The sequence below is a fragment of the Mycobacterium sp. 20KCMC460 genome, from assembly GCF_022179425.1.
GTDB classification, from domain to species: Bacteria; Actinomycetota; Actinomycetes; order Mycobacteriales; family Mycobacteriaceae; genus Mycobacterium; species Mycobacterium kiyosense.
Map to the genome: position 1 here is coordinate 4334194 of NZ_AP025524.1, position 24363 is coordinate 4358556.

Consider the following 24363-nt stretch of genomic DNA (forward strand, 5'->3'; position numbering starts at 1 on the left):
AAAGCGCCAGATCAGAGTGGGTAACTAGCCGAGCTAACAGACGCACTTGCGCCGTCCGCCGGTCGTTACGTCCACACTTTGTCCACACTTTGCGCGGATAGGTTCACTTGGGCGTAGGTGGTGCCGTGGCCGACACGGAAGCCGCGACGGGCACACTCACACCGGCATGCCGAGACTGCACGTGGGTGGCGCACCGGTTGGCTCCGGTGATGTCTACAGCGGTGCGCGGGAGGTTCGGCCCGCAACTTTTCGGGCCGGGCGGGCGGCCTAGGACGAACAGTCGCCCTCCCCGCCGCGACTCTTGGCCTGGTTTGTCGGCGGCACAGCACCTCGCCAGCAGCTAGCCGTGTGGTAAACCGTCCACCCACAACAGGTGTGATATGCATCACACACCACCCTTGGACCGCCCGCTCGACCATGGCGCAAAGCGGGCCGTAATCGCGTTGCCCGCTCAATATAGCCGCTACTTACCGCCGATTGCCGGTTCCGCCGCTGCTGCGAATGATGCAACAGAACAGCTAATAGCTGTGGTAACCACATTCCGTAGAGAAACGCAGTTCACGGCTCCAGGCTCTTACGTGAAGCCCTTGCACAGCTAACTCTCTGGTGCTTACCGTTACGACGGCCCGTAACAACGTGGTCCATCTTCACAATCGGTGAGGATGCCGTGTTTCCATCCGAGAGGAATAGCTGTGTCCTACACCGAGATACCGACCGCGTTACTTGTCGAGGCGGGCAACTTGCTGCCTCACATGGGTTACCTGTTCGAGCAGGCTGAATTCGGCGATATCGAGCTAACGGTTGATCAAGACCAGATGGTTCGGCTATTGCCGTTGATTAGGTGGCTGGAGTACATCGAGGCGAAGTGGAGCGCCGAGGAAATCCTGGACGAAGAGCGCCAGAAGCTTCCTCCCCTTGCGCGGCGGTAGAAAGCTCTGGCCGCACACCGCCGGGACGGTCGTCGCGCATCTTGCTGCCCGAATCGCGGTTCGACTCCGCGACTGGCACTGCTGACCCGCACAACGGTCACGAACATTGATAACTACATAGCGGCAGGATCACACCACCCCGGCCCCTGCCTACGCCGAGATACCACTTGGCCGCCCAGGCGGAATGGAGGAACCCAGGCGGCCAAGTGCGGCGCGCGTCGGGTTACAGGCAGAACCGCGCGCAGCCGGTCTGTTAGGACTTCTTGCGTTGCCTTGCGGAACTTTTAGCGCGGCGGCCGATCTTGCTGCTGCCCTTGGCCTTAGCCTGGCGGGTGAACCTGAGGCGAGCTGCCGCCTGTTTCTTGGTAGCCATTGATGCCTCCTACCGCCGTTCCACGCGGACTTGTGGCGTGCAGTCGGGGGTCAGACCCGAGTACATGCCGCCCTCTGACACCGGTGCCGACTCGAAGCCTCTCGGCACCAGACCCGGTCCCCAGGAGAATTCGCTAGCCTCAGCGTCAAGCTCGTCCATGTCCAGCGGACGGCGAATGTCGTCGCTGCCGCAACCGGAGATGCGGGAACCGGTGCTAGACATCTTGCGAACCTGCTGGCGGGTGAGCATTCGTCTGTGCTGCAACAGGTTCGGAAGTTGAGCCGGCAAGCGCTGCACCGGCCTGTGCCACGGCAACCAGGACATGAGCCAGGTTGCTGCTCAGCCACTCTGACGGGGTCACTTCGGGATCACCGGAACGGTGTATTCACCAGCGACTGCGATCTGGGTGACGCAGGCCTGGCCGCGACGGCGCACACCAACACCGAAGCTACGTTGGAAGTAAGCCCCGGCCAGGGGATATCCAGGCTGCAGTCCGGGAATCGTACGCAGGCCTTGATACTGACGCTGAACGTGCTCGCGGAAACCGATCACGTTGTTGGGGCTATTGGCTCCGTAAGTGGCAACCACCGCGAAGTACCCGGCCGGGATGAAGTCAGACTGGATCACCCACACCGGGCCGTAGGAGCCTTGAACCTTCAGACCGTTGTAGGACTCCGGCGCCACCTGGCCCACGATCTCGTCGGGAGAGAAGTAGGCCGGTGCTCCCTGGGACGGAATGTAATCATGCTTGGCGAAAATGCCGGTCGCGTTTTCTACGCCAGCTTTGAATGTAGACACCACTTCTGCTTCGGCCGGGTTCATCAGCGCCAGCAGCTTGGAGTTGGACTCCACTCCGTAGCCGTGTTCGGTGACCTTGCGAACGGCTGTCTCAAGGTCTGCAGAGTCGATTACCGCGCTCTCACTGACGAGGTAGTGCTGGTGTGGTACCGCAAATTCCTTCCCCAAGTAGGCCGGAGGTTGCAGGCCGTCGCCGTTAAAGAGCCCGAAGACTGGATGGCCCCAGTTGTTTTCGCGCTGCGTTGGGTCAAATAGACGCTCAAGAATGGTGCCGGTGGTGAGCTTGTTGTCGGCATCCAACGCGTAGTTGGCAACCGCGCGGACCTGTTCAGCGGTGCTGTCTCGCAAAAACTTCCACGTCCAGCGGGTCGCCAGGTCGAAGTCCTTGAAGGTGTACCCCATGAGGTGGTAGTTGCTAGGCGGCCGGATGCCCTCTGGCTCACCAAATTCCGACGCTTCCTCGAAGCTGTCGCTGGACCGGCTCTGCGGAATGGCCGATGCAGCATCGGTGGTGTTGAAGGCCATAAGGCTAGTCAAGGCTGACCGTTCGGCGTTCCACGCCTTGATGACTGCGGCTACTTCGGCCCAGATGACATTGAGGTCAACACCATCGGCGGTCACATTGACCAACACATCGCCTTCAGTGCCGTAACCGCCCTCACCGCCAAACGGCGGAAGGCGAAGCGACTGCAAGTCAGTCAGATTGGTTCGTGCGGTGGTGAGAGTGGTCATTGTTGTCTCCGTACAAGTTCGGTGGGGAACCGTGGAACGAAGACGCAAGCGCTGAAGGGACCACTCGCGTCTTCGCGACGGCGGCCTAGCTGACTGCGCTAGCTCTCCTGTAAGGGAGCCGGCCAGATGCCTGGGGACTTGCGCGGCGCGTGTGTCCAATGCCCGTTAACTCGTTATACCCCATCGCGTTTCGGGCCGCGGCCCCCATCTGAGGGTGCGCACGCGCGGGCTAGAGTCGGTTAGAATTTGCCCCAGTGGCCATGTGTCACGGCCGATTTCGTAAAGCAGAGTCAGAGAGCGCATTACAGCCATGACAAGAACCGCGTCGTTTCCCAAGTTCCTCAACCTGCAAGAGGCCGCGCGTTACCTCAATTCGCTGGGGTTCGCAGCGGCCACGGTGGAGACCGTGAAGTACCACGCCTACTACACCGGCAAACTGTCGCGGCCGAAGATCGTTGGTCGCAAGGCCTATTGGAGCCGAGAAGCCCTGGACGCCCTAATCGAGGCGCTGTGATCACCGGGTACCGACCTGGACCGAATGTAAAGGAACACAATGCTTGACGACGACGAGTTCGACGCTGATTTGCAGAATCGCGTGGACGCCGCGCTGCGGGCCGGTGTGAGGGCTTCCGGCATACCCTGGCAGCCGTTTACCGACGTCCAGAAACGCGAAGCAAACGCCTACGGTGCGGCCATGGCGGCTGTGGCAGCAATCCACATCTGCGGCATTCTGGACGCCAACGGCGATTACGACGACCTGTCGGCATACGACACCTGCGACACTAGAAATCCCGACACCGGCAAGCTTGTGCCCCAGGGTGACCAGATCCCGCAGATGTTGGCCTCTGAGCGGTTCCGCCAATACCTGGAAGACTGCGAAGAAACGGGCGAACGACTCCTCGATACGCGCCGAGCACCCGGCTACGTCGAAACCGATCCACTCACCGCGAACCGCCTGTATGTGCTCACCACTCGCAGCAACCACGCTGTGGCACTGGAGATCCCTTACGACTGGCCGGGTTACCTGCGTCAAGAGCTCGGCAAAGTCACCAAATGCAATGTCCATCTGCTGCACCGCTGCTACGACCACCAGGTCACCGAAGCCGTAAAGACGCTGGTATACAAGCGCGGCGAATATGTGTACGCGTGGAAGATCTGCGATGAGTGCCTAGATGCCTTGAGCTGGGTGAGCTTCACTCATCCCGACTACGCGGGTCCGCTGCACAAGTGGGTCGACAACCGCAAAGGGGAGCCGCGTGAAGACCCCTGGCTTGTCTAGTGTTCGAGAAGGAACGAATCGTGCACCTACACAATCGGGGCTACTGCACCGGGTACATCAGCCTGCGCCTGGACGTGTCGAGCGATTTGGTGCGGGCCGTGGTTGCTAAGCACGCGGCACTTGTGGCAATTGCGGCCATGAAGCCCGATGCCGTTCGAGCAGCACGGCGCGCCAAGGCCGAAAGTAAGCGCGCGAAAGCTTTACGGCTGCTCGCCGAAGCCGACTCAGTACTGAGGTGATGAAGTGTCGCTGTCGTTTCCGGATACCACCGGCCTGGACGTGTTTGACGCCGCCGTGGAGTACGCTGCCCACGGTATCCCGGTGGCACCGTTTGACCCGGCCAAAGGCAAGGGCAAATCGTGCTGGAACCTGGTCGGCTACCGCGACATCACTACCGACGCAGCCCGGCTGCTGCGGTGGCGAGAACAGTTCGGCCCCTTCAAAGCTCTTGCCACCTCTCCTGGCCAGTTCGGCTGTGTGGTGATCGACGTTGACCGGCCGCACTCCACTCCCCGGCACCTGCGTGGACATCTGGCCGCTGCTGTGTATGTCAACACCCGGCCGGATGAGAGTCCGAACCGGGGACACTATTGGTTTCGTCTGCCGCCCGGCCTGCACCTAGGCAACCCAACGCTGCCGTTCGGAGAGGTCCGCTGCTTGGGCGGCGGTGTTGTACTGCCTCCCTATGGCAACCGCCGCATTGTTCGTGTTGGTGAACCGCCGGCTGTGCCTGACCAGCTGACCGATTACCTAGCAGCACATACGGTTCAGGCAGGGGCTGGGGTGGTGGGTGGCGACACCAGGACCACCGTGGGCCAGTTCTGCACCCGCTACACCGGCAACGCCAGACCCCACAAGATTGCCGCCCTGGTGAAGCTGCACGCCGTGTTGCTGCGGCGCGGCAGAAGTCCCCACGACGCTATGCGGGAAGCGCTCAAGGTGGGGCTGTCGGAAGCGCGCATTGGCTATGTACCCGCCAGAACCGTGATCCGCACGCTGCGGGAGCACTGGGACCGCGACCGGCAAGAATTCACCCGCTTAGTCCACTGGGCCATTGGAGTGGCAGAAAGCAGCAACGCCGACCGTCTACAGCTGAAAAGTGACCGGTGCTCCGGCACCGACTCCCGAGAGTATGCCTAACAAGCGGCTGCTCTAGCGACCGTCTGGCTGTTCACAGGTGCTGTGATGGCCGGGCTGTGTCACAGGAATCTGGGGCCATCCGAGTGATTGCAGATGCTGTAACAGCGATAATTCGCAATAGAGGCACCGTAAAGCGTTGGAGCACAATAGCTTACGGCGAGAAACTGCTGCTTCCTGCGCGTTCGTCGGCTAACGTCTGATTTACCACGGGGTTCCTGGGCAACCGGCCCGGCCCGGTAAGTCATTGGAGAGTAGTAATGTCTGCGCCAGCACAGCAGTTCTATGACCGCGCGGAAGTAGTCGCCATTGCACACGCGCGCGGCCTCAAGCACATCACTGAGAAGTCCGTCATTACGGCCGCCTACGAAGGGCGCAAGCCACTCAAGCGTACCAAGGTCAACGGCCGGATCTACTACGCCCACAACGATGTTGAGGCGTGGCTAGCTGGTGACCGGATCGTGGACTGACTGCCATGCCAAGGGACATCGACGGCCTAATCGACGCCATCGATCAGTTGGTTGACAACCAATTGACGCACGACCAAGACGATTATCACGCCCCGTATGCGTTGCAGTGTCTACTCTGTCGTGACGAATGGCATGGTCTTCCGGACAGTTCGGGCTGTCCCGGCAGCGAAGGCTACGCCAAAACCGTTGAGGTGGACGGTGGAACGTCGTGCGAAGACTTACGGTTACAGGTTGAACACCAATTCACCGAAGCATTCGCACACCTGAACGCACTGAATGACGAGGTGCACAGCGGATCTGGATCTGCCGAAGATCTCCAAGCGCTACTCACGGACATGCAAGCTCACGGTGTCTACAGAGTCGCCGGATGCACGGTAAGTGCTGATTCCCAGTGCTATTGGAAGTTCGTCGCATTGCCCGACCAACGGAGGCGCGCTCACAGCTAGTGGCCGATGAAACCCATCCGCATGTTGCTTGAAATTTTACGCCGAGGAAGGCGAGGAAATGAAAGACGTTCGTACTTAACGCAATAGTGTGCCCCGCTCCAATCTTGCTGGAAGAGAACGGGGCACACCGAATCGAAGGTAGAAGCGATTATGCCAGACCCGACCGCCAGTGTCGCCGCCGATGACGGCGCTGGGCAGCCTACTAATACGGAAGTTTGGCCCGAGGCCGGTATCGACGAAGACGGCGACGACGACGATCAAGGTCCGCACCTAGGTGGTGGAAAGCCTAATCAGGCAACGTTGCTCGTCCAGATGGCAGAGGACAAGTACGGATTCGGTGTGACGCCGGACGGTAAACCCTTCGCCTACAGCTTGGACGCGCAGCACGTTGCGCTGAACCTCAAAGGCAACCAGCTGGGTCTGCGTCAACGGTTGTCGGCCGAGTACTACGACAAGTTCGGCGTTGCGGCCGCGCAGGCATCGTTGGCGGCGGCGATGAACGTCATGGAAGGCAAGGCGTTTAACGAGAAGCCGACTCAGCTATACGTGCGGGTGGCCGGTGACCGCAAGGCCGTCTATATCGACATGGCCGACAAGCACAACCGGGTGATCAAAGTCAGCGGTGGGCGGTGGGAGGTTGTCACCGAGTGTCCCTACACCTTCCGTCGCACCCAGAACACCGGCGCTATGGAGGAACCGCAGCGCGGCGGCAAGGTGGGGACATTGTTCCGGTATCTGCACGTAGCCAAGGAAGACCGAAAGCTGGTGCTAGGCCTTCTGGTTGACGCCTTAATCAACCCCAATACCGCCAAGCCCATCACCCACTTTTGCGGGGAGCACGGCACCGCCAAGTCCGGCAGCACCACATGTTTCGCCTCCCTGATCGACCCGACAGTGCTGCCACACCACGGCCCACCCAAAGACCTAATCACCTGGGCCACTACCGCATCCGCGAGCTGGGTGGTGGCGTTAGACAACATCTCTGCCGTGCCGGATTGGTTGTCGGACGCGATGTGTCGCACCGCAACCGGCAGCGGCCTGTCCAAGCGCTCGCTGTATACCGACGATGATCTGTCCATCCTGGTGTTCCGCCGCGCCATTGTCATGAATGGCATAGCGCTGGACAAAGTCCGCGGCGACTTCGCCGACCGCCTAGTGTCGTTTGAGTTGCAAGTCATCCCGGAAGAACAGCGCCTGTCCGAAGAAGAAATCGCCGAGCGCTGGCCGACAGATGCACCGGCAATCTTGGGCGCGGTACTGGATATCGCGGCCGAAGTGCAACAAGCTTTGCCGCACCTTGAGCCGCAGCCCCTTCCGCGTATGGCTGACTTTGCCCGTGTCCTGGCGTGCCTGGACAAGCTCAAGAACAGCAACTGCCTGACGCTGTACCGCGCCAGGGTCAGCCGAGCGCTGAGCGACACCATCGGCGATAACCCGTTTATCGCCTTCCTGGTCGACAAGCGCTACACCACACCGAACAGCGGTGCCACCTCCAGTGAGATCCGCAAACAACTGGACAGCCGGTACCCGATCAACCCTCGGCCCAGCGAGTGGCCACGGTCACCCAAAAGCGTCACGGCGCTGCTGAAACGCAACGCCCCGGGACTGCGTGCTGCGGGCTGGACCGTGGAAGACGATGGCGCACAGAACGAAAGCAAGGTGACACGGTGGTTCATCATCCCGCCAGCAGCAGCCGAAACCGGTACGGACGGCAAGGAGAACGGCTAATGCGACCGACGCGCAACCAGATGCTGCTACACGGGCAAACGGGGGAAAATTTTCCCCGTGACACTTTAACTCTGACGCCGCCCTGCCTGCCCTCTCCCTTTTCAGAGCTAAGCCGTGACGGGGAAAAATTTCCCCCGTGTCCCCGTGAAGCACTAGAGAAACGGCCTGCAAGGAGCAAAGGGCATGCGTAATAACGATCAACCCGAAATCATCGATGTAGAGGCGGAAGAGCTTCCAGAGGACAGAAACCTCCCGGCAGTCATAGAGACGCCGGTACGGACCTATCGAAGCGATGAACCAATACGGGAACAGCGAGATTGGCCGCAGGGCCCCTCTCCGGAAAGACGCTGCGGAGCGCATCGGAAGAACGGCGACAGATGCAAGAACGCCGCTATCAAAGGCGGTACCGTCTGCCGCTATCACGGCGGTGCTGCCAAACACGTCAAAGCTGCTGCCAGAGCACGTATCGAGAACGCTGCCGATCTGATGGCCCGCGAGCTTCTCGGTATCGCTCTCACCGCCGACAACGAGTCCGTCAAGCTGGCCGCCATCCGCGACGCCCTGGACCGCGCTGGCCTGAAGGCACCTGCCGAAGTCGTGCTGTCCCAGGGCGAAACCAAACCCTATGAGACAGTATTCGACTCTATCGGCGGTGATCCCCAGACGGCCGGATACCCTAGTGCCGCAGTGCCAGAAGGCAGTTCAGCCGGCGTCGATGCCTCCCCAGCCCCTGCCTACGACCCATACGCCGACAGCAGTCAGGCAGGTGCCGGGGCAGGTGTATCCCCAGACGCCACTACGGGATACGGTTCGGCCGGTTACGAAGCTGACGAGCACGCGCAGCCGTCTTCTGACACCGGGCCGCAACAACAGGGCAGGCCGCGCTCCAGCGACCGCGACAGGCGCAACCAGCGGGCCGAGCGGCACATCACCGGCGAGGCTGCCATCCGCGCCGCCAACTGGGCAAACGCCGCGATGGCAGAAAGCCACGGCCTGCCGTGGGGAGAGTCGGCCCGGCCACGCCGGTAGTGACGAGTTTGCCCAGGTCGGACATTGTAGCCACGGTTGTACCAGTCGGCTAAAACTTAAGGCGTAAGGCGCAACCGCTCGGTTACGCCCCACATCAGGAAGGGACAGGCAACATGCCGACGAAGGCAGGAACACCAGAACCGATGCAGCCGTTAATGTTTGGCTACACACGGGTGAGCACCGACGAGCAAGCCGACAGGCGTAACGGATTAGAGGCACAGGCCGAAACCATCGGTGCTGAGGCCACTCGACGCGGCTGGAACGTAGAGCACTTCGCCGACGAGGGGGTATCCGGAAAGGCAATCGGCCCGAAGCTCGCGGAAGTGTTGCAGCTGTTGGCTTCTGGGCAGGGAGACGGTCTGGTGGTTGCCAAGCTGGACCGGCTTAGCCGATCAATCGTCAACGCCGCCAACATCATCGAAGCAGCACAGGCACAAGGGTGGTCGCTGGTGATTCTGGATCTGGGCGTGGACCTGACCACAGCAGCAGGCCGGATGATGGCCATGAACCTGGTCAACTTCGCCCAGTACGAACGCGAGTTGATATCGGAACGAACGAAATCCGCTCTTGCCGCCAAGAAGCGCAGAGGCGAACGAATCGGAAGGCCTAGAGCTGCATCGGCTTCGGTGGTGCGGCGAATAGTGCAGGACCGCAACGCCGGCTGGACTTATGACGCTATCGCTTCCGCGCTCACCGCTGAGAAAGTCCTATCACCACTAGGCAATCCGGTGTGGCAACCGTCTACTGTGCGGCGCATCTACGCCAGCGCCACGGCATCAACGGCGGTGTCGGCATGAAGCGCAAACGTCGGCAGGACGGCCAGGAAGACCCGGAACGCCAACAGCCAGAGCCGACGTGCTGGGGCATGGCGGACATACCCGATGAACTGCTGGAAGCCCTTACAGACGAGGACTCGTCATCAGAAGAGGGGACTCGGTAATGGCCGCGACGATCCGTAAGCGCGAAACCGGCAAGCTGGACAAGCGTGGCAACCCCCTACTGACGTATCAAGTCCGGTGGCGCGAACCGGTACGAGACCAATTCGGCGTTCCGACAGGCAAGCACCGTCACCGTGGCGAAGCCTTCCCCACTGAGGAACAGGCCAATGCCCGAAAGGCCAAAGTCGATCAGGCTCTAGCCGAGATGCGGCTGGACCCCGGTGAAGCGCGAGACCTGGCCGCTAAGCCGCTGGGACAGTACGCGAGCCAGTTCTTCGACGGCCTTGCCGGAACTATCGACGCCGACACCGTGGCCAAGTACCGCGCGAACTATCTGCTGTACGTAGCGCCGACTCTGGGTCCCCGCCCGGTTGCCTCCATTCGGGTGGCAGACGTCAAGAAGCTGCGTTCCGAACTGGCCTCTACTACGTCCGCCAGGACCAAGCGGCCCTTGAGCGCCGGAACGATCAAGCACGCAGTTTCGGTGCTGCGGATGATCCTGGACACCGCAGTGGAGAACGAAGCCATCGCCACTAATCCGGCCGCTGTGCGGCTTCCTAGTCTGCGGCGGCACCGTGACTTCACCGAGGGCAAGCGTTACACCCGCCTCACGGTGGAACAGGTAGCAACCGTTGCCCAGTGGATCGCTACCGAGCACCGCACCACCGGCGTTCGCAAAAACGGCCGCAAGTTCGTGGCGATCAAGCCCGCCAACCCGGTGTACGCGCTGGCCGTGCTGTTTAGCGTTGCTACAGGAGTGCGCGCCAGCGAATTGCAAGGCCTGGAGGTTGGCGACCTGGTCTTGAGCACCCTCCCCGGCACCTGCGGAACCGCGACGGTGGCTCGCAAGAAACGGGCACCTGCCTGGACAGCGGAGCCGCTGAAGACCGAGAACGCCTATCGGACAGTGCCGCTGGACCCGTGGTTAGCCGACGATATGCGGGACTATCTGGCGAAGGTACACCAGGACGCCGATAACCCGCGCGCTCCCCTGTTCCCTGGCCGCTTCGCAAAGGCCGCTGCATCTACGGCTGGCCGCAATACCGGTGACAGCGCCGACCGGTTCGATTGGACCCGGCCGATAGACGAGCAGAACGTGTACAGGCGGTTCTGGCTGCCCGCCCTAGACGCCCTAGGGTTTCCGCACTCCCGGTGGCACGATCTGCGGCATAGCGCAGCCGTGTCCACATTGGCCACAGAGCACGTTCGGGACGTGAGCCGATGGTTGGGTCACGCCAAGATCAGCACGACCATGGACATCTACGCGGCGGTGCTCAAGACCGAGACCGGCGGAAAATCTAGCCCCACTACCCGGCCGGTGCCGCTGCCAGCGGACAACGTAGTGCCGCTACAGCGGAAAGCACAGTAGAGGTCTCAGTCGTCTGGGTCAGGATCATCTTGAATGACCCCTAGATCCCTCATGAACTCTTCGTTTTCCTGTACCGCCTCACGGTATTCCTGTTCCCGTCGGCGACGCTCGTCATCGCCAGTGGCCGTATATACCCAAACACCTTTGTCGTCGCGGCTGTAGCTCTGGAGCGTGCCCGCGATCTCATACAATGCCTTCTCGACCGTTTTGCCCTTGTTCTCCGTGATCCACGTTGTGTTCCAGAACATTTTGATGTCCAACGAGATTGGATTGCGGAAGCTAGGTTTGTCCGGACTCATCTTGTCGTCGAATTCCACGTGACCGACAAACTGATCTTGCAGCGTTCCCTTATGCTTTGCTCTCCGCTCGGCGGAATCCCACACTGTCCGCCATTCTTGGCCAGGAGCGAGCACCGCAATGCTTTCCGGTACGTAAAGGTTTTTCACCTCCTCACCGGTGTGCAGGTTAGTGTATGGCGCCACCTGTAACGGCGGGATTTTCAACCGGATGTTGTAGGCCGTCGTCTGTCCAAAGTTCTTGATTACCAAATCCATATAGCGCCGTACTTCGTGGCGGTCGACGTACACAACGACATCCGGTTGTGCAATGCGTTCGCGGGTTAGACGAGCTTGTTGTAGCTGGCCACGGGCGTAGATCAATGCCCAACTCGCCACGACAACTGTTGCAAATTGGTTTACAGCAGCTACTGCGGCCCAATTCGGTGCGGCAGTCACGCCGGAACCTTATCGGTCCGCACCGGTTGGCTAGTGTCGGTACGTCGCCACTGATAGCCGGCCTCATCTTCATATTCAATCGTTATGCGTAACTTGAACATTGGGTCGGTGGTCGTGTAGGCCATTAGAGCGCTCTGGTTCGGCCCAAGTGTCCGTTGCCACTCCGTAACGAAATGACCGACCATGGCTTCTTGCATCGCCTGTTTCACAGCGGGCGCAAGCTGGTTCGTTAGTTGTTGAGCGGCACCCTGCGGAATTATGCGGCCGATGCCGGACTGCTGGAAAGCGCCCTGCAGTGATCCAGACATCGCACCGCGAATCGCCTTTTCGAAAGCTTGGTCGGCTGGCAGGGTGTTGTTGGATTGCTGACAGGCATTCGGCACGACATCGCCGTTGTTATCCACAGCATCTACGTCAACGGACAAGATGGTTGCTGCAGCGTTGCTAACGTTTTCGATCTTGACCGTCCACCAGGTGTTGCCAAACATCGGCGTTCGTACACAACCAGGGACAATTTTGCGCGCCTGCGCTGCAACGCGTTCTGTCTCTGCCCGATTAAGCGCATCCATCTGCGCTTCATGCCGCTTACGCTCTTCAGCGGCCTTTTTCGGTTCTCGACGAACTGCCACGTACAACGCGATCAGCACACCGACCGTAGTCGAAATTGCGCCAACGGCTTGTGCGATCGATAGCCAGATAGGTGGGTTGCTCATGGGGACCTCCGGTGTCGAGACGCACCCTAGCCCGCAGGTACGACACTCTTTGGAGGGAAACGCCGCAAGCGCCAGAAGACTCCCAGCACGCAGCCCTCAGTAGTTCTCCGGAAGGGAGAAGCCGTTGCACATGGGGTTATCGTGATACCGGACAGAGCCGAACGCCTTTTTCACCAGGTCATTGGCCTGGTTGTATGTCATGTTCGGATACCGCTGAAGCATGTTGAGGGCGTAGTGGTCGCTCGGATCATAGGGATTGATGCTGTAAGCCATCACGGCTTCGCAGACTTCGGCGTTAATGTCAGCGTGTGCCGTTGGCGCGAGCCCCACGGCCATACCAGCACTCACCACGGCTCCAATGATCAGCTTCTTGCTCATATCCCGTTCCCGTCTGCTGCACTGGCCCCCAAGAATCGTGCAGGCCGTTGTGGCGTGTCAATGGCCCGCCGTCGCCATTTGCGGCCCTGTACCGGGCGCACCGCTAGCTTTCCGAGACACCAGCAAACCCGCCGTGGACACACCGCGTCCACACGGCCCGCAAAGTTGCTGGGGTTTCCCGCCACCTGGTGTTTTGCGGATAGCTCTTCAGCACCGGTTTGCTGGCATTACAGCAGCCTAGAAACGCAGGCCAATACAGCCTCTGCAACGCGAGCGGCAGGCATTGCAGCGGTTGCTAGGAGCTCGCCAGCAAACGCCGAAAAGTGCTTCTAATCCCTAGGTCGCACGTTCGAGTCGTGCCGGGGGCGCTCGCCAGGTGTGGTGTCTAGTCATACTGAATAACCGCAGTCGACGTTTACAGCGGACCTGAGCTGGGTGACGGTCCATCGCCCAGGCCAGCCGGCGGTAAGCGCGGACGCGACGGCTTCTTGCATTGCTCGAATTGCGTCGGCGTCCCGCACCTTGTTACCGCCACCGGGCAGTGAGCCGAATCTCGCGTGACAGCCGGGCCGCCCGATGGCGGCGGCAAGGGGGCTTGCTCAGCCTCGTCGGCCGGCGCGTTCGGCGAAAGCATCAAGCGCAGCAAGCACCTCGGTTGCGCGCCACGCGCGATTTCGTGACTGGTCCGTGAATTCGACGATGATCCCTGCCTTGATCAACGGGTCCAGATAGCGGTAGACGTTGCTCATCGGGATGTTCAGTTCACGGGTCACTAGTTTCGCGTTGATGACAGGACGTTTGATCAGCAGGTCGGGAATACGGTGGACGGCGGAATCCCGGCGAGCGGTGATCTTCGATGCCCAGGATTCCCTGATGGTTCGTAAGTCGCTCACGAGGTGGCGGCCGTTGTCGACTGCGAGGATCGATGCGGCAGAGAGCCTTTCGACGATCGGGCTGGGGTCACCCTCGCGGTATGCGGTCAGCGCCTGGAAGTAGGAATCGGTGTCAGTGAGCAACCCCGCCGAGACGGGGACGGTGACCTGGCGAGTCAGTCGCTTGTTGCGCAACATCGCCTGGATCAGCGCTCTGCCGGTGCGGCCATTTCCGTCCGGAAACGGGTGAATTGTCTCGAACTGCGCATGCGCAATAGCGATCTGGGGAAGAACGGGGATGTCGTCGCGTCCGGCGAACCGGATCAAGTCGTCGATGGCGCCCGGGACCCGACTGTGCTGCGGTGCGATGAAGTCTGCGCCACGGGGACCGAAATCGCCGCCACCAATCCACACCTGCTCGGTTCGCCACCTGCCGGCGATGTCCGGATTGCTGGCGTTCATCAGCGCAGCGTGCATCGCAAGGATGGCGGCACCGTCGATGCGATCAGCTAGTGCGACGGCGGCTTGCATGGCCTCGGTGTTGGCGACGATCACCGAGGCGTTGCGGCGGCTGGAATGTCCGAGAGTCTCGGCCTCGGCGATGGCGCGCGCTGAAGCGGTCAGGTTCTCTATCTTGGAGCTGGCCGCCGATTCCGACCGGAGCAGCACCGAGGCAAAGGGTGCAATCTCGTCACCGAGTTCCGCGTCGAAGCGGGCGATCTCCTGGCTGGCCTCCTCTGCATCGGCAAGGATGCGGGAGGGAAGGGAGACCCCCAGATTTTCGACCTCTGCAGGAATCGCTGCCTGGTAATCACCGGACTGCCGTTGCGCTGCCCGCACATTCTGACGCCCGTATCCGGCCTCGGTTGGCATGCCCCATGTCAAGGTCTCGTACGCAACGGCGGTCGTAGCGGGATGTGATGACACCCGAGCAGAGTATCATCACTTAGATAATTAACTGATAATAAGAAGTCCGGGTAGATCAGTCGGCGCCGACACGCTGCGGCCATGGCGACCAGCGTCTCTCGTCCCCGCCGAATGCCCGCCGCAGCGCGTCGCGCTGCGGCACGTCGACCGGCGTGGGGTTCCAACTCGTGCCGGTGGGAAACGCGTACCAACGCTCGTGCCACCATCCTTGCGCCTGCACGATTCGCTCGCCGAAGTCGCCGGCAGCGCACACCTCGGCGTAGTCATGAAGCTGTTCCGCGCATCGCTCGACTGCCTCGTCGCAAGCGTCACATCCACACGCTGGCAGACCCACGCTGCAGTCATCGCCCATCCGAACGAGCAGCCCCGGAAAATCGTCGAACACGACGGTCAACGGTGACGCTGCCGCATCGGCCGGCACCAGTCGAACGACGGGCACTGCTGAAGCGCTGTGCTGATCGGCCTCCGTGCTCACCTCGCGGGCCACCTCGAAACGCCGCTCCAGGTCATCCAGCAGGGCCCGCGCGATGTCGTGCAGAACCCGGTAACGCTCTGCATTGGTGACCCGGCCATAAGCCTCCTGAGGCGGCCCCTGGTTTGCCGACCGATCGTCCACCGGGCCATTCTCCTCGAGTCAACCGAGTATGCACACCCGACCCGCAACACCACTTGACCCTATCGGGGCCGAGCTGTTCGTCGCGCAATGTGCCTGGAAGCGTCGCCCAACGCGACGTGCCTCTTGCTGTCTCCGGTCGATCCGTGAACAATCCCCTGCCCGCCGGGTATCCCGAGCCGGCACCAGCCCGCCAACCCGGATTCACGCCGACCTGTCAGACATCCCACAGCGTAAATACCCTGTGTATCAGCTAGATTCAGCATGCGACTGGTGGTCGAGGTAGCACGACAGTGAACGCTGGGGGTGTCTCAGATGATCAGGTCGTGGCGGTCGATCAAAATTCGGCGGATCCGCTCCTGGCTGGCGGTCAGCGCGGCCGCGGCGCTGATCCCGTGGATCACCTATCTCGCATTCACCCTGCCGCAGAACTACGCGGCCCGTAACTGGGGGACGACGTGGGTGGGCTTCGACATCCTGCTGCTGGCCTTCATGGTCGCAACCGCCGTGACCGGCTTCATCCGCCATCAGCTACTGACACTTTTCGCGTTCACCACCGGGGTTCTGCTGATCTGCGACGCCTGGTTCGACGTCATGACCGCCGAGGACACCGACCGGCTGATCGCGGTGCTTGCTGCCACGCTGGGTGAGCTGCCGCTGGCGACGATCCTGATCGGTGGCACGTTGCGGATCATGCGGCTGCAGCTTCCCCCGTCGTCCCGAAAGTTTCTGCGTTACCGGGCTTTACGACCGAAACGGCCCCGGGTTGGGAGCAAGGTCCGGAAGCCGAGCATGACAGGCAGCTGACTGCCAGAACATTCACAGCAGTTTGGCACTCTTTCCGCAACAAAGGCAGCCGGCGCCGACCCGCCGCATCGAGACACCGAAGTCAATCCCGAAGCGCCACAATCGGAAAGCCTCAGACCGCCGCCGAAGCCCTCGATCCGCGAAGGTGTCCACCCGGTGAACTCTGGCGGCCTTCGATGCCGCTCGCTTGACTCGCCAACCGGACAGTGCCACCATGGCCTACGCAAGCACCTCGCTAGGTGAGGCGTCTGCACGGACACAGGCCACTGACCTCGAACGTCGAAAGACGCCCCGGGTCAGGACAGCTCTTCCCGGCTTAAGGGTTGAGCCCAAGTGGCTTCCGGCTCGACCAGTCGGATACGCCGTGTGGTGCCAAAGCTCTGACGAGAGGGGTGCCGCACCTGGGCTTTTCGGGCCTGGGAGCATCTCCCCGTCGTGCAAGATATGGCATCCCCGCATGCCGCGGCCGTGAGGAGGTGAGGCGGAATGAGTCCCGACGATAGTCCGTATCCGAGACCGGCGACCACCTTCCTTCGCCCATCTCGGTTCTTCCCACACTCGTAATCGGCTGGCCCCGAGGGATTCTTCCGCACGCCGGTGCGTCGACGGACTGTGTCGGCGTGCGCGGAAAAGCTCGATGTCGCCTGCCCTTTGGCAATCTGACGCGCCGGCTACGCGCGCCGCTCACTTGAGTGGAGTTGCATTCGTTACACACCTGGATTGATCGACCCCGAAGCACTTCAGATCTGTTCTATTGCACTAAATTTCGTTAGGAGAAATCCAATGGCCTTTGTCACTGCACGGCCGGAGTCGTTGGCCGCCGCCGCCAGTCGTCTGCAGCAGATCGGCTCGGCGCTGGAAGCCCAGCACGCCGCCACGGCGACCCCGATGACCGGGGTGGTACCCGCCGCAGCCGATGAGGTGTCGCTGTTGACGGCAGCCAAATTCGCCACCCACGCGCAGACTTTTCAGTCGATGAGCGCGCAGGCCGCAGCGATGCATCAGCTGTTCGTGTCCACGTTGCAGACCAGCGCCGGATCGTATGCAGCCACCGAATCGGCCAACGCGGCAGCGGCTCGCTGAAGCATATGAGGGGGACAAATGTACGACTTCGCGGCGTTGCCGCCGGAAATCAATTCGGCCAGAATCTATTCCGGCCCCGGGTCCGGGCCGATGCTGGCCGCAGCCTCGGCATGGAGCACTATCGCCGCTGAAATGCGTTCCGCGGCGGCCTCCTACGGCTCGGTGGTCGACGAGCTCACCAGCGTCGGTTGGTTCGGTCCCACGTCGGTGTCGATGCTGGCGGCGGCCCTGCCGTACGTAGACTGGCTCAGCACCACGGCGACCCAGGCCGAGCAGGCCGGTAGCCAAGCCGCCGCGGCAGCGACCGCTTACGAGACCGCATTCGCCACCACTGTGCCGCCGGTGGCCGTCGCGGCCAACCGCACCGAGCTCGCGATGCTGGTGGCTACCAACGTCTTCGGACAGAACACGCCGGCCATCGCTGCCGCCGAAGCACAGTACGCGGAGATGTGGGCTCAAGACGCCGCCACCATGAACGGTTACGCCACCGCATCCGATGTCGCGTCGTTGTTAGCGCCGTTCACCGCGCCGCAGTCCACCAGCACGCCCGACGGTACGTCGCAGCAAGCCGACGCCGTCGCCCAAGCAGCCCAGACGCCGGCGGGCACGGCACAGTCAGTGGTTTCCTCGGCCACGTCGAGTACGGGTCAGGCAACGTCCGTCGGATCAGTCGCGTCGTATCTCACCGGCCTGCTGAACGGCTCGGACAACTCGGCAGTGGGCACCTTCCTGGGCGGGAACTTCGCCAGTACCGGCCTCCTCAACGGTGCGATCGCGGGCGGACCGTTCAACCCGGAGTTCCTGCTGCAAACCATCGCGGGGTTCTACCCGCAGGCTTGCGTCGACTCCGGAATTGCCGAAGTGGCTCCGCACCTGGCGGAGTTGAAGTCGGCGACGCTCGTCTCGCCGGAACTGGGCATGGGTGCCGCCGCCGGCATGGGCCACGCCCGCTTGGTGGGCAACCTGTCGGTGCCGTCCGGCTGGACGTCGGCGGCCAACGTCTCACCTGCCGGAACCGCTTTGCCGGCAACCGGTCTCGGCGACATCGGGTCGAGTGCAGGCGGCGCGGGCGGACCGGGAGCCTATCCCGGGCCGCTGGTGGGCGCCGGCCGGCGGGCTCGTCGCGCCATACCCAAATACGGTTTCCGACCGGTCGTGATGCCACGTCCACCGGCCGCCGGATAACGAGACGTCAGGAGACCGTCATGATCGACTTTGCGGCACTACCGCCGGAAATCAATTCAGCACGCATGTACGCGGGTCCCGGGTCGGCATCGATGCTGGGCGCGAGTTCGTCGTGGAACACAATGGCCGCTGAAATGCGCTCCGCTGCAGCCTCATACGGCTCGGTGATCGCGACCCTGACCGATGATGGCTGGATCGGCCCGTCCTCGACGCTGATGGCGGCCGCGGTAGGGCCCTTCATCGAGTGGCTGAGCACCACCGCCGTTCAGGCCGAACAGGCAGGTAGCCAGGCTACTGCCGCCGCGGCCGCCTACGAGACGGCGTTTGCTATGACGGTACCGCTGGCTGCGATCACAGCCAACCGTGCCCAATTGTCAAACCTCATGGCTACGAACCTTTTCGGGCAGAACACCGCGGCGATCGCGACCACCGAGGCCCAGTACGCCGAGATGTGGGCCCAAGACGCCGCGGCGATGAACGGCTACGCAGCTGCGGCGAATGCGGCGACACAACTGACACCGTTCACCTCGCCGCAGTCCACCACGACCACCGATGGCCTCACCAGCCAGACGAACGCGGTTGCGCAGGCAACCAGTAGCTCGACCGCGTCGAGCACGTCGGCCGACACGGTGTCCGGCCTGGCCGAGTGGCTCGGACTGGCTCCCAACACCAACACGTCCACCACCGGTCTCGCCGGGGTGCTCAACTTCCTGGACGGAAGCGACGGGTCGCTGGTGGGAAGCTTCCTCAACAACGCCTCGGTGGCCAACATCTCGAATGGATTCACCACCAGCGGGCTGACGAATCCGACATCCATGATCGACAGCGTCACCGCCTTCAGCTATCTGACCAACCCGCCCGGCCTCGGCGCCGGAACCGCCGCGGAGGCGGCTGGAACCGCGATGGCACAGACAGCCGGTGCCGAATTGCCAACGGCAACAGCCTAGCTGGGGGGCGCAAATCTGGTCGGGGCGATGTCGGTACCCCAAGCCTGGGCCGCATCCGGAGCGACGGTCAACCCCGTCCCGCTGGCGACCACCCAGATGGGGGCCGGCGCCTACCGAAGTCTGGGCGCCACCCCGATGGTGCTGGAGGACACGGGGCCGATGGGCTTACCCGGTATGCCGTTGGGCGGGATCGGGGACGCGGCGGACGAAGAATTCGCCAGCATGCCCAGCTACGGTTTCCGCCCCCGCATCCTGGGCCGCCCCCCGGCCGCCGGCTGAGACACGCCTAAAAGCCAACCCCCGCAGCACTATTCAGGAGACAACAGTGAGCACACCGGACACCACACCCGCGCCTGGCAGCGGGCGCCCCAGCATTCACCTCTCGGAGCTGCTGCGCGGACCCGTCCTGGCCCGCTCCGGCGAGGTGGTGGGCCGAGTAGAGGACGTCATCGTGCGGCTCCGCGGCGCCGACGATTATCCGCTGGTGACCGGCATCGTGGCCGGGGTCGGCGGCCGGTCGGTGTTCATCGGCCGCAAGGCCATTCACGAGTTCGCTCCGGGCCAGGTGGTGTTGGCCAAGAACAAGGTCGACCTTCGCCGTTTCGAGCGCCGCGACGGCGAGGTGCTGCTGCGCGCCGACGTGCTGGGTCATCGGTTGATCGACGTGGCCGCGGTGGAACTGGTACACGCATACGACGCGTCTCTGGAGGATGCCGGCGGAGATTGGGTGCTGACCCGGCTGGACACCCGGCGCCCGCCGAGGCTGTTCGGATTGATCAAGAGCACCGGCGGCCACGCGGCCCGGGATTGGAAGGCATTCGAACCGCTGATCGGCCACGTCCGCACGGATGCGATACGCCGTCATTGGGGGCGGGTCGGGGGCTTCAAGCCGGCGGAGATCGCCGACCTGCTCGAGGACGCCGACAAGGCCGAGGGCGGCGAAATTCTCGACCGGGTCCGCAGCGACCCGGAACTGGAAGCCGACGTGTTCGAGGAGCTGGACCCCGAGAAGGCAAGCCGGCTGCTCAACGACATGCGGGACGACGAGGTGGCCGCCCTGCTGGGCCGGATGCGCGCCGACGACGCCGCCGACGCGATCGCCGACCTGCGCCAGTCCCGGCGCCGGCGCGTGCTGGACCTGATGCCCGGCCCGCAGCGCACCAAGGTCATCACTTTGATGGGGTTCAATCCCGACAGCGCCGGCGGGTTGATGAACGTCGACTTCGTCTCGTGCGTTGCCACCGCAACCGCAGGCTCGGCGCTGGCGCTGATCGCGACCGCGCGCACCATCCAGCCGGAGGCACTGGTCAAGGTCCACGTCCTCGACGAGGACGGCCGGCTGATCGGTGTGGTGTCGGTGATCACTCTGCTGCAGAGCGAGGCCAGTGAAAGCGTTGGCGCACTGATGGATTCGGATCCAGTATGCGTCAGCGCCGAAGCCGACCTGACCGATATCGCGCTGTTGATGGCCGACTTCAACCTCTACTCCATCCCGGTCGTCGACGAGCAGGACCGCGTGCTCGGAGTGGTCACCGTGGACGACGTGCTGGAGGCGACCATCCCCGAAGATTGGCGCCGACGTGAACCCGCCCCCCGTCCGGTGCGCGACAGCACCGACGACGCGACAGTCCGGGGAGGTGACCTGTGACCTCGATGCCCGACAAGATCGCAAGCGCCGAGACGCCTGCCGGTCAGGTCGAAGACGTCTCGCGCAGCGCGGTGTTGGACTCAGCACATCTGGGCGATATCGAGGGCGCCTTCGGGCGTATCAGCCTCAGTGACGCCAACCTGCCCCGAACCTGGAAAACACGGTTGCTGACGCTGCTGGCAATCGTCGGCCCCGGCATCATCGTGATGGTCGGCGACAACGACGCCGGCGGAGTGGCCACCTACGCGCAGGCGGGTCAGAACTATGGCTATTCGCTGCTGTGGGTGCTGCTGCTGCTCATTCCGGTGCTGATCGTCAACCAGGAGATGGTGGTCCGACTCGGTGCGGTCACCGGGGTGGGCCACGCCCGGTTGATCAACGAACGCTTCGGCCGTGGCTGGGGCTGGTTTTCGGTCGGCGACCTGTTCCTGCTGAACTTCCTGACGATCGTCACCGAGTTCATCGGCATCAGCCTGGCCGCCGACTACATCGGTGTCTCCAAATACGTTGCGGTGCCGATATCGGCCGTGCTGTTGGTCGTCATCATGGCCACCGGCAGCTTCCGGCGCTGGGAGCGAGCCATGTTCGTCTTCATAGCGATCACCCTGCTGCAGATACCGATGCTGTTGATGTCCCACCCGCAGTGGGCACATGCTGCCAAATCTTTTGTGGTGCCGAGCATTTCGGGTGGCGCAAGCTCGGACGCGGTGTTGCTGATCATCGCCATGGTGGGAACCACGGTGGCGCCGTGGCAGCTGTTCTTCCAGCAGTCCAATGTCGTCGACAAACGGATCACCCCCAGGTTCATGGCCTACGAGCGCGCCGACACCGTGCTGGGAGCGTTCGTCGTCATCGTCGGGGCCGCGGCTTTGGTGATGACCGGCGACTGGGCAGCGCGCTCTACCGGCACGGTCGGCAATTTCACCGACGCCGGTGCCATCGCGCACCTGCTCGGCCAGCACAGCGAGTTGCTCGGCTCGTTCTTCGCCATCGTGCTGATGGACGCCTCGATCATCGGTGCCGCCGCGGTGACCCTGGCCACCAGCTACGCCTTCGGTGACGTGTTCGGACTGAAGCATTCGCTGCACCGCGGATTCGCCGACGCCAAACAGTTCTACCTGTCCTACACCGCGATGGTGGTGCTGGCCGCGGCGATCGTGCTCATTCCGAACGCTCCGCTCGGGTTGATCACCACCGCCGTGCAGGCCCTTGCCGGCCTGTTGCTGCCCAGCGCCAGCGTCTTCCTGCTGTTGTTGTGCAACGACCGCCAAGTGCTGGGGCCATGGGTGAATCGGCCCTGGCTCAACTGGGTGGCTGGTCTGATCGTCGGCACACTGCTGCTGCTGTCGGGGATCCTGATGGCCACCACCATGTTCCGCGACCTCGACGTCGTCGCGGTCACCGGCTATCTGACCGTGGCACTGCTCGTGCTCGCCGCCGTCGCGGTCCCGACGCTGCGCTGGATGGGTCGCCGTCATCCCGCTCCCACGCCGTCGCCGGCGCCGGTGCGTCCCGTCGACCGGGCCACTTGGCGCATGCCGCCGCTGACGCTGCTGGAACCGGTGACCTGGTCCCCCGGCACCCGACTCGGGATGGTCGCGCTGCGTTCGTATCTGGTGATCGGGGCGCTGTTGTTGATCGTGAAGGCCGTCCAGCTCAGCGGTCGGTGAACCTAGGCGGCGGGTCACAATTCGTCACCAATACTGCGACACGGCAGGCAGCCGACCGGATTTTCCCGCTGCTTAACACACACTGCGGGCATGACGGTACCCGGACCACCACGGCGCGAGCTCACGCGGCAGGCATTCCTGCGGGGCGCTGTCGGCGCTGTGGCGGCGGGCGCGTTGTTCGGGACCGGCCGGGTCAGCGCAGCCCCGACCGCCACCGACTGGAACACCTTGTCGGGCTCCATAGGTGGGCAGGTGATCGGACCGGACAGCGGTCAATTCGGCTCGGCCAAGCAGGTTTTCAACACCAACTACAACGGTTCGACTCCGGCGGCCGTCGTCACCGTGACCTCGGTGCCCGACGTGCAGAAAGCGATGGCGTTCGCCGCCGCCCGTAACCTCAAGGTGGCCGCGCGCAGCGGCGGGCACTCCTACACGGGCGCGTCCACGGCCGACGGCGCATTGGTGCTCGACCTTCGTGGGCTGCCCGGGGACATCAAGTACGACGCCGCCAGTGGGCAGGTCACGGTGACGCCGGCGACGCACCTGTTGGCCATGCATGAGGCGCTGGCCGCCAACGGGCGGGGGGTGCCAACGGGCACCTGCCCGTCGGTCGGGGCCGGCGGCCACACGTTGGGCGGCGGTATCGGCGCCCATTCCCGGCACGCGGGTCTACTTTGTGACCAGCTGACGTCGGCGAACGTGGTGCTGCCGAACGGCCAGGCCGTCACCGCCTCCAACAGCAGCAACCCCGACTTGTTCTGGGCGTTGCGCGGCGGTGGTGGCGGCAATTTCGGAGTGACGACGTCACTGACGTACGCCACCTTCCCGACCGAAGACGTCGACGTCGTCAACCTCTTCTTCCCGCCGCAGCAGTTCGCCCAGGTTCTCGTCGGTTGGCAGAACTGGCTGCGCACCGTCGACAAGAGATTCTGGGCGCTGGCCGATGCGACCGTCGATTCGATGGGCACCCAGTGCCGCATCATGGCGACCTCCCCGGCCGGATCGGGCAACAACGTCGCGGGCGCCATCACTTCCGCCGTCGGCGTGCAACCGACCAGCACCGACCACCACACGTTCAACTACCTCGACCTGGTCAAGTACCTGGCGGTGGAAAACCTCAACCCGTCGCCGCTGGGTTACGTGGGCGGGTCCGACGTGTTCCCGACGCTCGACGCGGGCGCTGCCAAAGCCATCGCCGCGGCGCTGGATGCGTTCCCGCGTGCGGCCGGCCGTGGACTGGTGATCATGCATGCGATGGACGGCGCGTTGGCCACCGTGGCGCCCAATGCCACCGCGTTCCCCTACCGGCGGCACGCTGCGATGGTGCAGTGGTACGTCGAGACCTCCGGTTCTCCGTCGGCCGCCACCGGCTGGCTCACCACCGCACACCAAGCGGTGCAACGATATTCGGCCGGTGGCTACGTGAACTACATCGAAGCCGGCCAGCCGCCCGCACGGTACTTCGGCGCGAACCTGTCCCGGCTCAGCACGGTGCGGCAGAAGTACGATCCGGGCCGGGTCATGTACTCGGGCATGAATTTCTGAAGCGAGGGTTCCG

23 protein-coding genes, 1 pseudogene and 1 riboswitch are annotated in these 24363 nt (G+C 63.0%); of the genes and pseudogenes, 17 read left to right on the plus strand and 7 right to left on the minus strand.

The features are described 5' to 3' along the window. Positions 1 to 692: 692 nt before the first annotated feature. Positions 693 to 929, plus strand: a complete 237-nt coding sequence (locus MKCMC460_RS19980) for a hypothetical protein (protein ID WP_236981964.1) — start codon at positions 693 to 695, stop codon at positions 927 to 929. A gap of 382 nt (positions 930 to 1311) precedes the next feature. Here MKCMC460_RS19980 and MKCMC460_RS19985 read toward each other — a convergent pair whose 3' ends face one another. Both MKCMC460_RS19985 and MKCMC460_RS19990 read right to left on the minus strand, forming a co-directional pair. Beyond that, complete coding sequence (locus tag MKCMC460_RS19985) at positions 1312 to 1524, minus strand: hypothetical protein (RefSeq protein WP_236981963.1); 213 nt, start codon at positions 1522 to 1524, stop codon at positions 1312 to 1314. 135 nt (positions 1525 to 1659) lie between these two features. Continuing rightward, a complete protein-coding gene (locus tag MKCMC460_RS19990; RefSeq protein WP_238304730.1) occupies positions 1660 to 2832 on the minus strand; it encodes a hypothetical protein in 1173 nt (390 codons plus the stop codon). Positions 2833 to 3142: 310 nt separating this feature from the next. On the opposite strand from MKCMC460_RS19990, the gene MKCMC460_RS19995 reads away from it, so the two are divergent. From MKCMC460_RS19995 to MKCMC460_RS20035, 9 genes are all read left to right on the plus strand, one after another. Further along, on the plus strand, positions 3143 to 3346 hold the full coding sequence (locus MKCMC460_RS19995; protein WP_236981961.1) for a DNA-binding protein: 204 nt from the start codon (positions 3143 to 3145) through the stop codon (positions 3344 to 3346). A gap of 39 nt (positions 3347 to 3385) precedes the next feature. Continuing rightward, a complete protein-coding gene (locus tag MKCMC460_RS20000; RefSeq protein ID WP_236981959.1) occupies positions 3386 to 4111 on the plus strand; it encodes a hypothetical protein in 726 nt (241 codons plus the stop codon). Then, entirely contained in the window at positions 4111 to 4350 is a 240-nt protein-coding gene (locus tag MKCMC460_RS20005) for a hypothetical protein (RefSeq protein WP_236981957.1), read from the plus strand. Before MKCMC460_RS20000 ends, MKCMC460_RS20005 begins: the two co-directional genes overlap by 1 nt. A 4-nt stretch (positions 4351 to 4354) precedes the next feature. Further along, the gene (locus tag MKCMC460_RS20010; protein WP_236981955.1) at positions 4355 to 5251 is read left to right on the plus strand and encodes a bifunctional DNA primase/polymerase; all 897 of its coding nucleotides are present in this window, start codon (positions 4355 to 4357) and stop codon (positions 5249 to 5251) included. Between the two features lie 257 nt (positions 5252 to 5508). Beyond that, complete coding sequence (locus MKCMC460_RS20015; RefSeq protein ID WP_236981953.1) at positions 5509 to 5718, plus strand: DNA-binding protein; 210 nt, start codon at positions 5509 to 5511, stop codon at positions 5716 to 5718. Positions 5719 to 6314: 596 nt separating this feature from the next. Then, on the plus strand, positions 6315 to 7892 hold the full coding sequence (locus MKCMC460_RS20020; RefSeq protein ID WP_236981951.1) for a hypothetical protein: 1578 nt from the start codon (positions 6315 to 6317) through the stop codon (positions 7890 to 7892). A 183-nt stretch (positions 7893 to 8075) separates the two neighbouring features. Further along, entirely contained in the window at positions 8076 to 8921 is an 846-nt protein-coding gene (locus MKCMC460_RS20025) for a hypothetical protein (RefSeq protein ID WP_238304731.1), read from the plus strand. 113 nt (positions 8922 to 9034) lie between these two features. Next, positions 9035 to 9718, plus strand: a complete 684-nt coding sequence (locus MKCMC460_RS20030) for a recombinase family protein (protein ID WP_264889375.1) — start codon at positions 9035 to 9037, stop codon at positions 9716 to 9718. 142 nt (positions 9719 to 9860) lie between these two features. After that, the gene (locus MKCMC460_RS20035; protein ID WP_238304732.1) at positions 9861 to 11228 is read left to right on the plus strand and encodes a tyrosine-type recombinase/integrase; all 1368 of its coding nucleotides are present in this window, start codon (positions 9861 to 9863) and stop codon (positions 11226 to 11228) included. 5 nt (positions 11229 to 11233) lie between these two features. On the opposite strand, the gene MKCMC460_RS20040 is transcribed toward MKCMC460_RS20035, so the two are convergent. The 5 genes from MKCMC460_RS20040 to MKCMC460_RS20060 form a co-directional block, all read right to left on the minus strand. Beyond that, complete coding sequence (locus tag MKCMC460_RS20040; protein WP_236981944.1) at positions 11234 to 11962, minus strand: hypothetical protein; 729 nt, start codon at positions 11960 to 11962, stop codon at positions 11234 to 11236. After that, positions 11959 to 12675 (minus strand): hypothetical protein, encoded by a 717-nt coding sequence (locus MKCMC460_RS20045; RefSeq protein WP_236981942.1) that lies wholly within the window; start codon positions 12673 to 12675, stop codon positions 11959 to 11961. Before MKCMC460_RS20045 ends, MKCMC460_RS20040 begins: the two co-directional genes overlap by 4 nt. A gap of 96 nt (positions 12676 to 12771) precedes the next feature. After that, positions 12772 to 13053: a hypothetical protein gene (locus tag MKCMC460_RS20050; RefSeq protein ID WP_236981940.1), complete on the minus strand. Its 282-nt coding sequence runs from the start codon at positions 13051 to 13053 to the stop codon at positions 12772 to 12774. 599 nt (positions 13054 to 13652) lie between these two features. Continuing rightward, complete coding sequence (locus tag MKCMC460_RS20055) at positions 13653 to 14798, minus strand: Fic family protein (protein WP_236981938.1); 1146 nt, start codon at positions 14796 to 14798, stop codon at positions 13653 to 13655. A gap of 109 nt (positions 14799 to 14907) precedes the next feature. Continuing rightward, entirely contained in the window at positions 14908 to 15468 is a 561-nt protein-coding gene (locus tag MKCMC460_RS20060; protein ID WP_236981936.1) for a DUF6226 family protein, read from the minus strand. Between the two features lie 312 nt (positions 15469 to 15780). Here MKCMC460_RS20060 and MKCMC460_RS20065 point away from each other — a divergent pair, with 312 nt between their 5' ends. The 7 genes and pseudogenes from MKCMC460_RS20065 to MKCMC460_RS20100 all read left to right on the plus strand — a co-directional run bounded on the left by MKCMC460_RS20065 (position 15781) and on the right by MKCMC460_RS20100 (position 24350). After that, complete coding sequence (locus MKCMC460_RS20065) at positions 15781 to 16272, plus strand: hypothetical protein (RefSeq protein ID WP_238304733.1); 492 nt, start codon at positions 15781 to 15783, stop codon at positions 16270 to 16272. 224 nt (positions 16273 to 16496) lie between these two features. After that, positions 16497 to 16671: riboswitch (M-box (ykoK) riboswitch) on the plus strand. A gap of 384 nt (positions 16672 to 17055) precedes the next feature. Beyond that, positions 17056 to 17355: a PE family protein gene (locus MKCMC460_RS20070; RefSeq protein WP_236981932.1), complete on the plus strand. Its 300-nt coding sequence runs from the start codon at positions 17056 to 17058 to the stop codon at positions 17353 to 17355. Positions 17356 to 17373: 18 nt separating this feature from the next. Then, the gene (locus MKCMC460_RS20075; RefSeq protein WP_236981930.1) at positions 17374 to 18540 is read left to right on the plus strand and encodes a PPE family protein; all 1167 of its coding nucleotides are present in this window, start codon (positions 17374 to 17376) and stop codon (positions 18538 to 18540) included. 20 nt (positions 18541 to 18560) lie between these two features. Beyond that, positions 18561 to 19766 (plus strand): annotated as a pseudogene (locus tag MKCMC460_RS31560) (PPE family protein). A gap of 46 nt (positions 19767 to 19812) precedes the next feature. After that, the gene (locus MKCMC460_RS20090; RefSeq protein ID WP_370652908.1) at positions 19813 to 21135 is read left to right on the plus strand and encodes a magnesium transporter MgtE N-terminal domain-containing protein; all 1323 of its coding nucleotides are present in this window, start codon (positions 19813 to 19815) and stop codon (positions 21133 to 21135) included. Between the two features lie 5 nt (positions 21136 to 21140). Beyond that, the gene (locus MKCMC460_RS20095) at positions 21141 to 22805 is read left to right on the plus strand and encodes an NRAMP family divalent metal transporter (RefSeq protein ID WP_236981926.1); all 1665 of its coding nucleotides are present in this window, start codon (positions 21141 to 21143) and stop codon (positions 22803 to 22805) included. A 90-nt stretch (positions 22806 to 22895) separates the two neighbouring features. Further along, positions 22896 to 24350 carry an FAD-dependent oxidoreductase gene (locus MKCMC460_RS20100; RefSeq protein ID WP_236981924.1) on the plus strand — a complete coding sequence of 485 codons (1455 nt, stop codon included), beginning with the start codon at positions 22896 to 22898 and terminating at the stop codon, positions 24348 to 24350. The last annotated feature ends 13 nt before the right edge of the window (positions 24351 to 24363 follow it).

Excerpts from the sequence above, each read along its gene's own strand:
- MKCMC460_RS19985 (WP_236981963.1), bottom strand. The coding sequence starts at position 1,524 with ATGTCTAGCACCGGTTCCCGCATCTCCGGTTGCGGCAGCGACGACATT.
- MKCMC460_RS19990 (WP_238304730.1), bottom strand. The coding sequence starts at position 2,832 with ATGACCACTCTCACCACCGCACGAACCAATCTGACTGACTTGCAGTCG.
- MKCMC460_RS19995 (WP_236981961.1), top strand. The coding sequence starts at position 3,143 with ATGACAAGAACCGCGTCGTTTCCCAAGTTCCTCAACCTGCAAGAGGCC.
- MKCMC460_RS20000 (WP_236981959.1), top strand. The coding sequence starts at position 3,386 with ATGCTTGACGACGACGAGTTCGACGCTGATTTGCAGAATCGCGTGGAC.
- MKCMC460_RS20015 (WP_236981953.1), top strand. The coding sequence starts at position 5,509 with ATGTCTGCGCCAGCACAGCAGTTCTATGACCGCGCGGAAGTAGTCGCC.
- MKCMC460_RS20020 (WP_236981951.1), top strand. The coding sequence starts at position 6,315 with ATGCCAGACCCGACCGCCAGTGTCGCCGCCGATGACGGCGCTGGGCAG.
- MKCMC460_RS20025 (WP_238304731.1), top strand. The coding sequence starts at position 8,076 with ATGCGTAATAACGATCAACCCGAAATCATCGATGTAGAGGCGGAAGAG.
- MKCMC460_RS20030 (WP_264889375.1), top strand. The coding sequence starts at position 9,035 with ATGCCGACGAAGGCAGGAACACCAGAACCGATGCAGCCGTTAATGTTT.
- MKCMC460_RS20035 (WP_238304732.1), top strand. The coding sequence starts at position 9,861 with ATGGCCGCGACGATCCGTAAGCGCGAAACCGGCAAGCTGGACAAGCGT.
- MKCMC460_RS20045 (WP_236981942.1), bottom strand. The coding sequence starts at position 12,675 with ATGAGCAACCCACCTATCTGGCTATCGATCGCACAAGCCGTTGGCGCA.
- MKCMC460_RS20050 (WP_236981940.1), bottom strand. The coding sequence starts at position 13,053 with ATGAGCAAGAAGCTGATCATTGGAGCCGTGGTGAGTGCTGGTATGGCC.
- MKCMC460_RS20055 (WP_236981938.1), bottom strand. The coding sequence starts at position 14,798 with ATGCCAACCGAGGCCGGATACGGGCGTCAGAATGTGCGGGCAGCGCAA.
- MKCMC460_RS20065 (WP_238304733.1), top strand. The coding sequence starts at position 15,781 with ATGATCAGGTCGTGGCGGTCGATCAAAATTCGGCGGATCCGCTCCTGG.
- MKCMC460_RS20070 (WP_236981932.1), top strand. The coding sequence starts at position 17,056 with ATGGCCTTTGTCACTGCACGGCCGGAGTCGTTGGCCGCCGCCGCCAGT.
- MKCMC460_RS20075 (WP_236981930.1), top strand. The coding sequence starts at position 17,374 with ATGTACGACTTCGCGGCGTTGCCGCCGGAAATCAATTCGGCCAGAATC.
- MKCMC460_RS20095 (WP_236981926.1), top strand. The coding sequence starts at position 21,141 with ATGCCCGACAAGATCGCAAGCGCCGAGACGCCTGCCGGTCAGGTCGAA.
- MKCMC460_RS20100 (WP_236981924.1), top strand. The coding sequence starts at position 22,896 with ATGACGGTACCCGGACCACCACGGCGCGAGCTCACGCGGCAGGCATTC.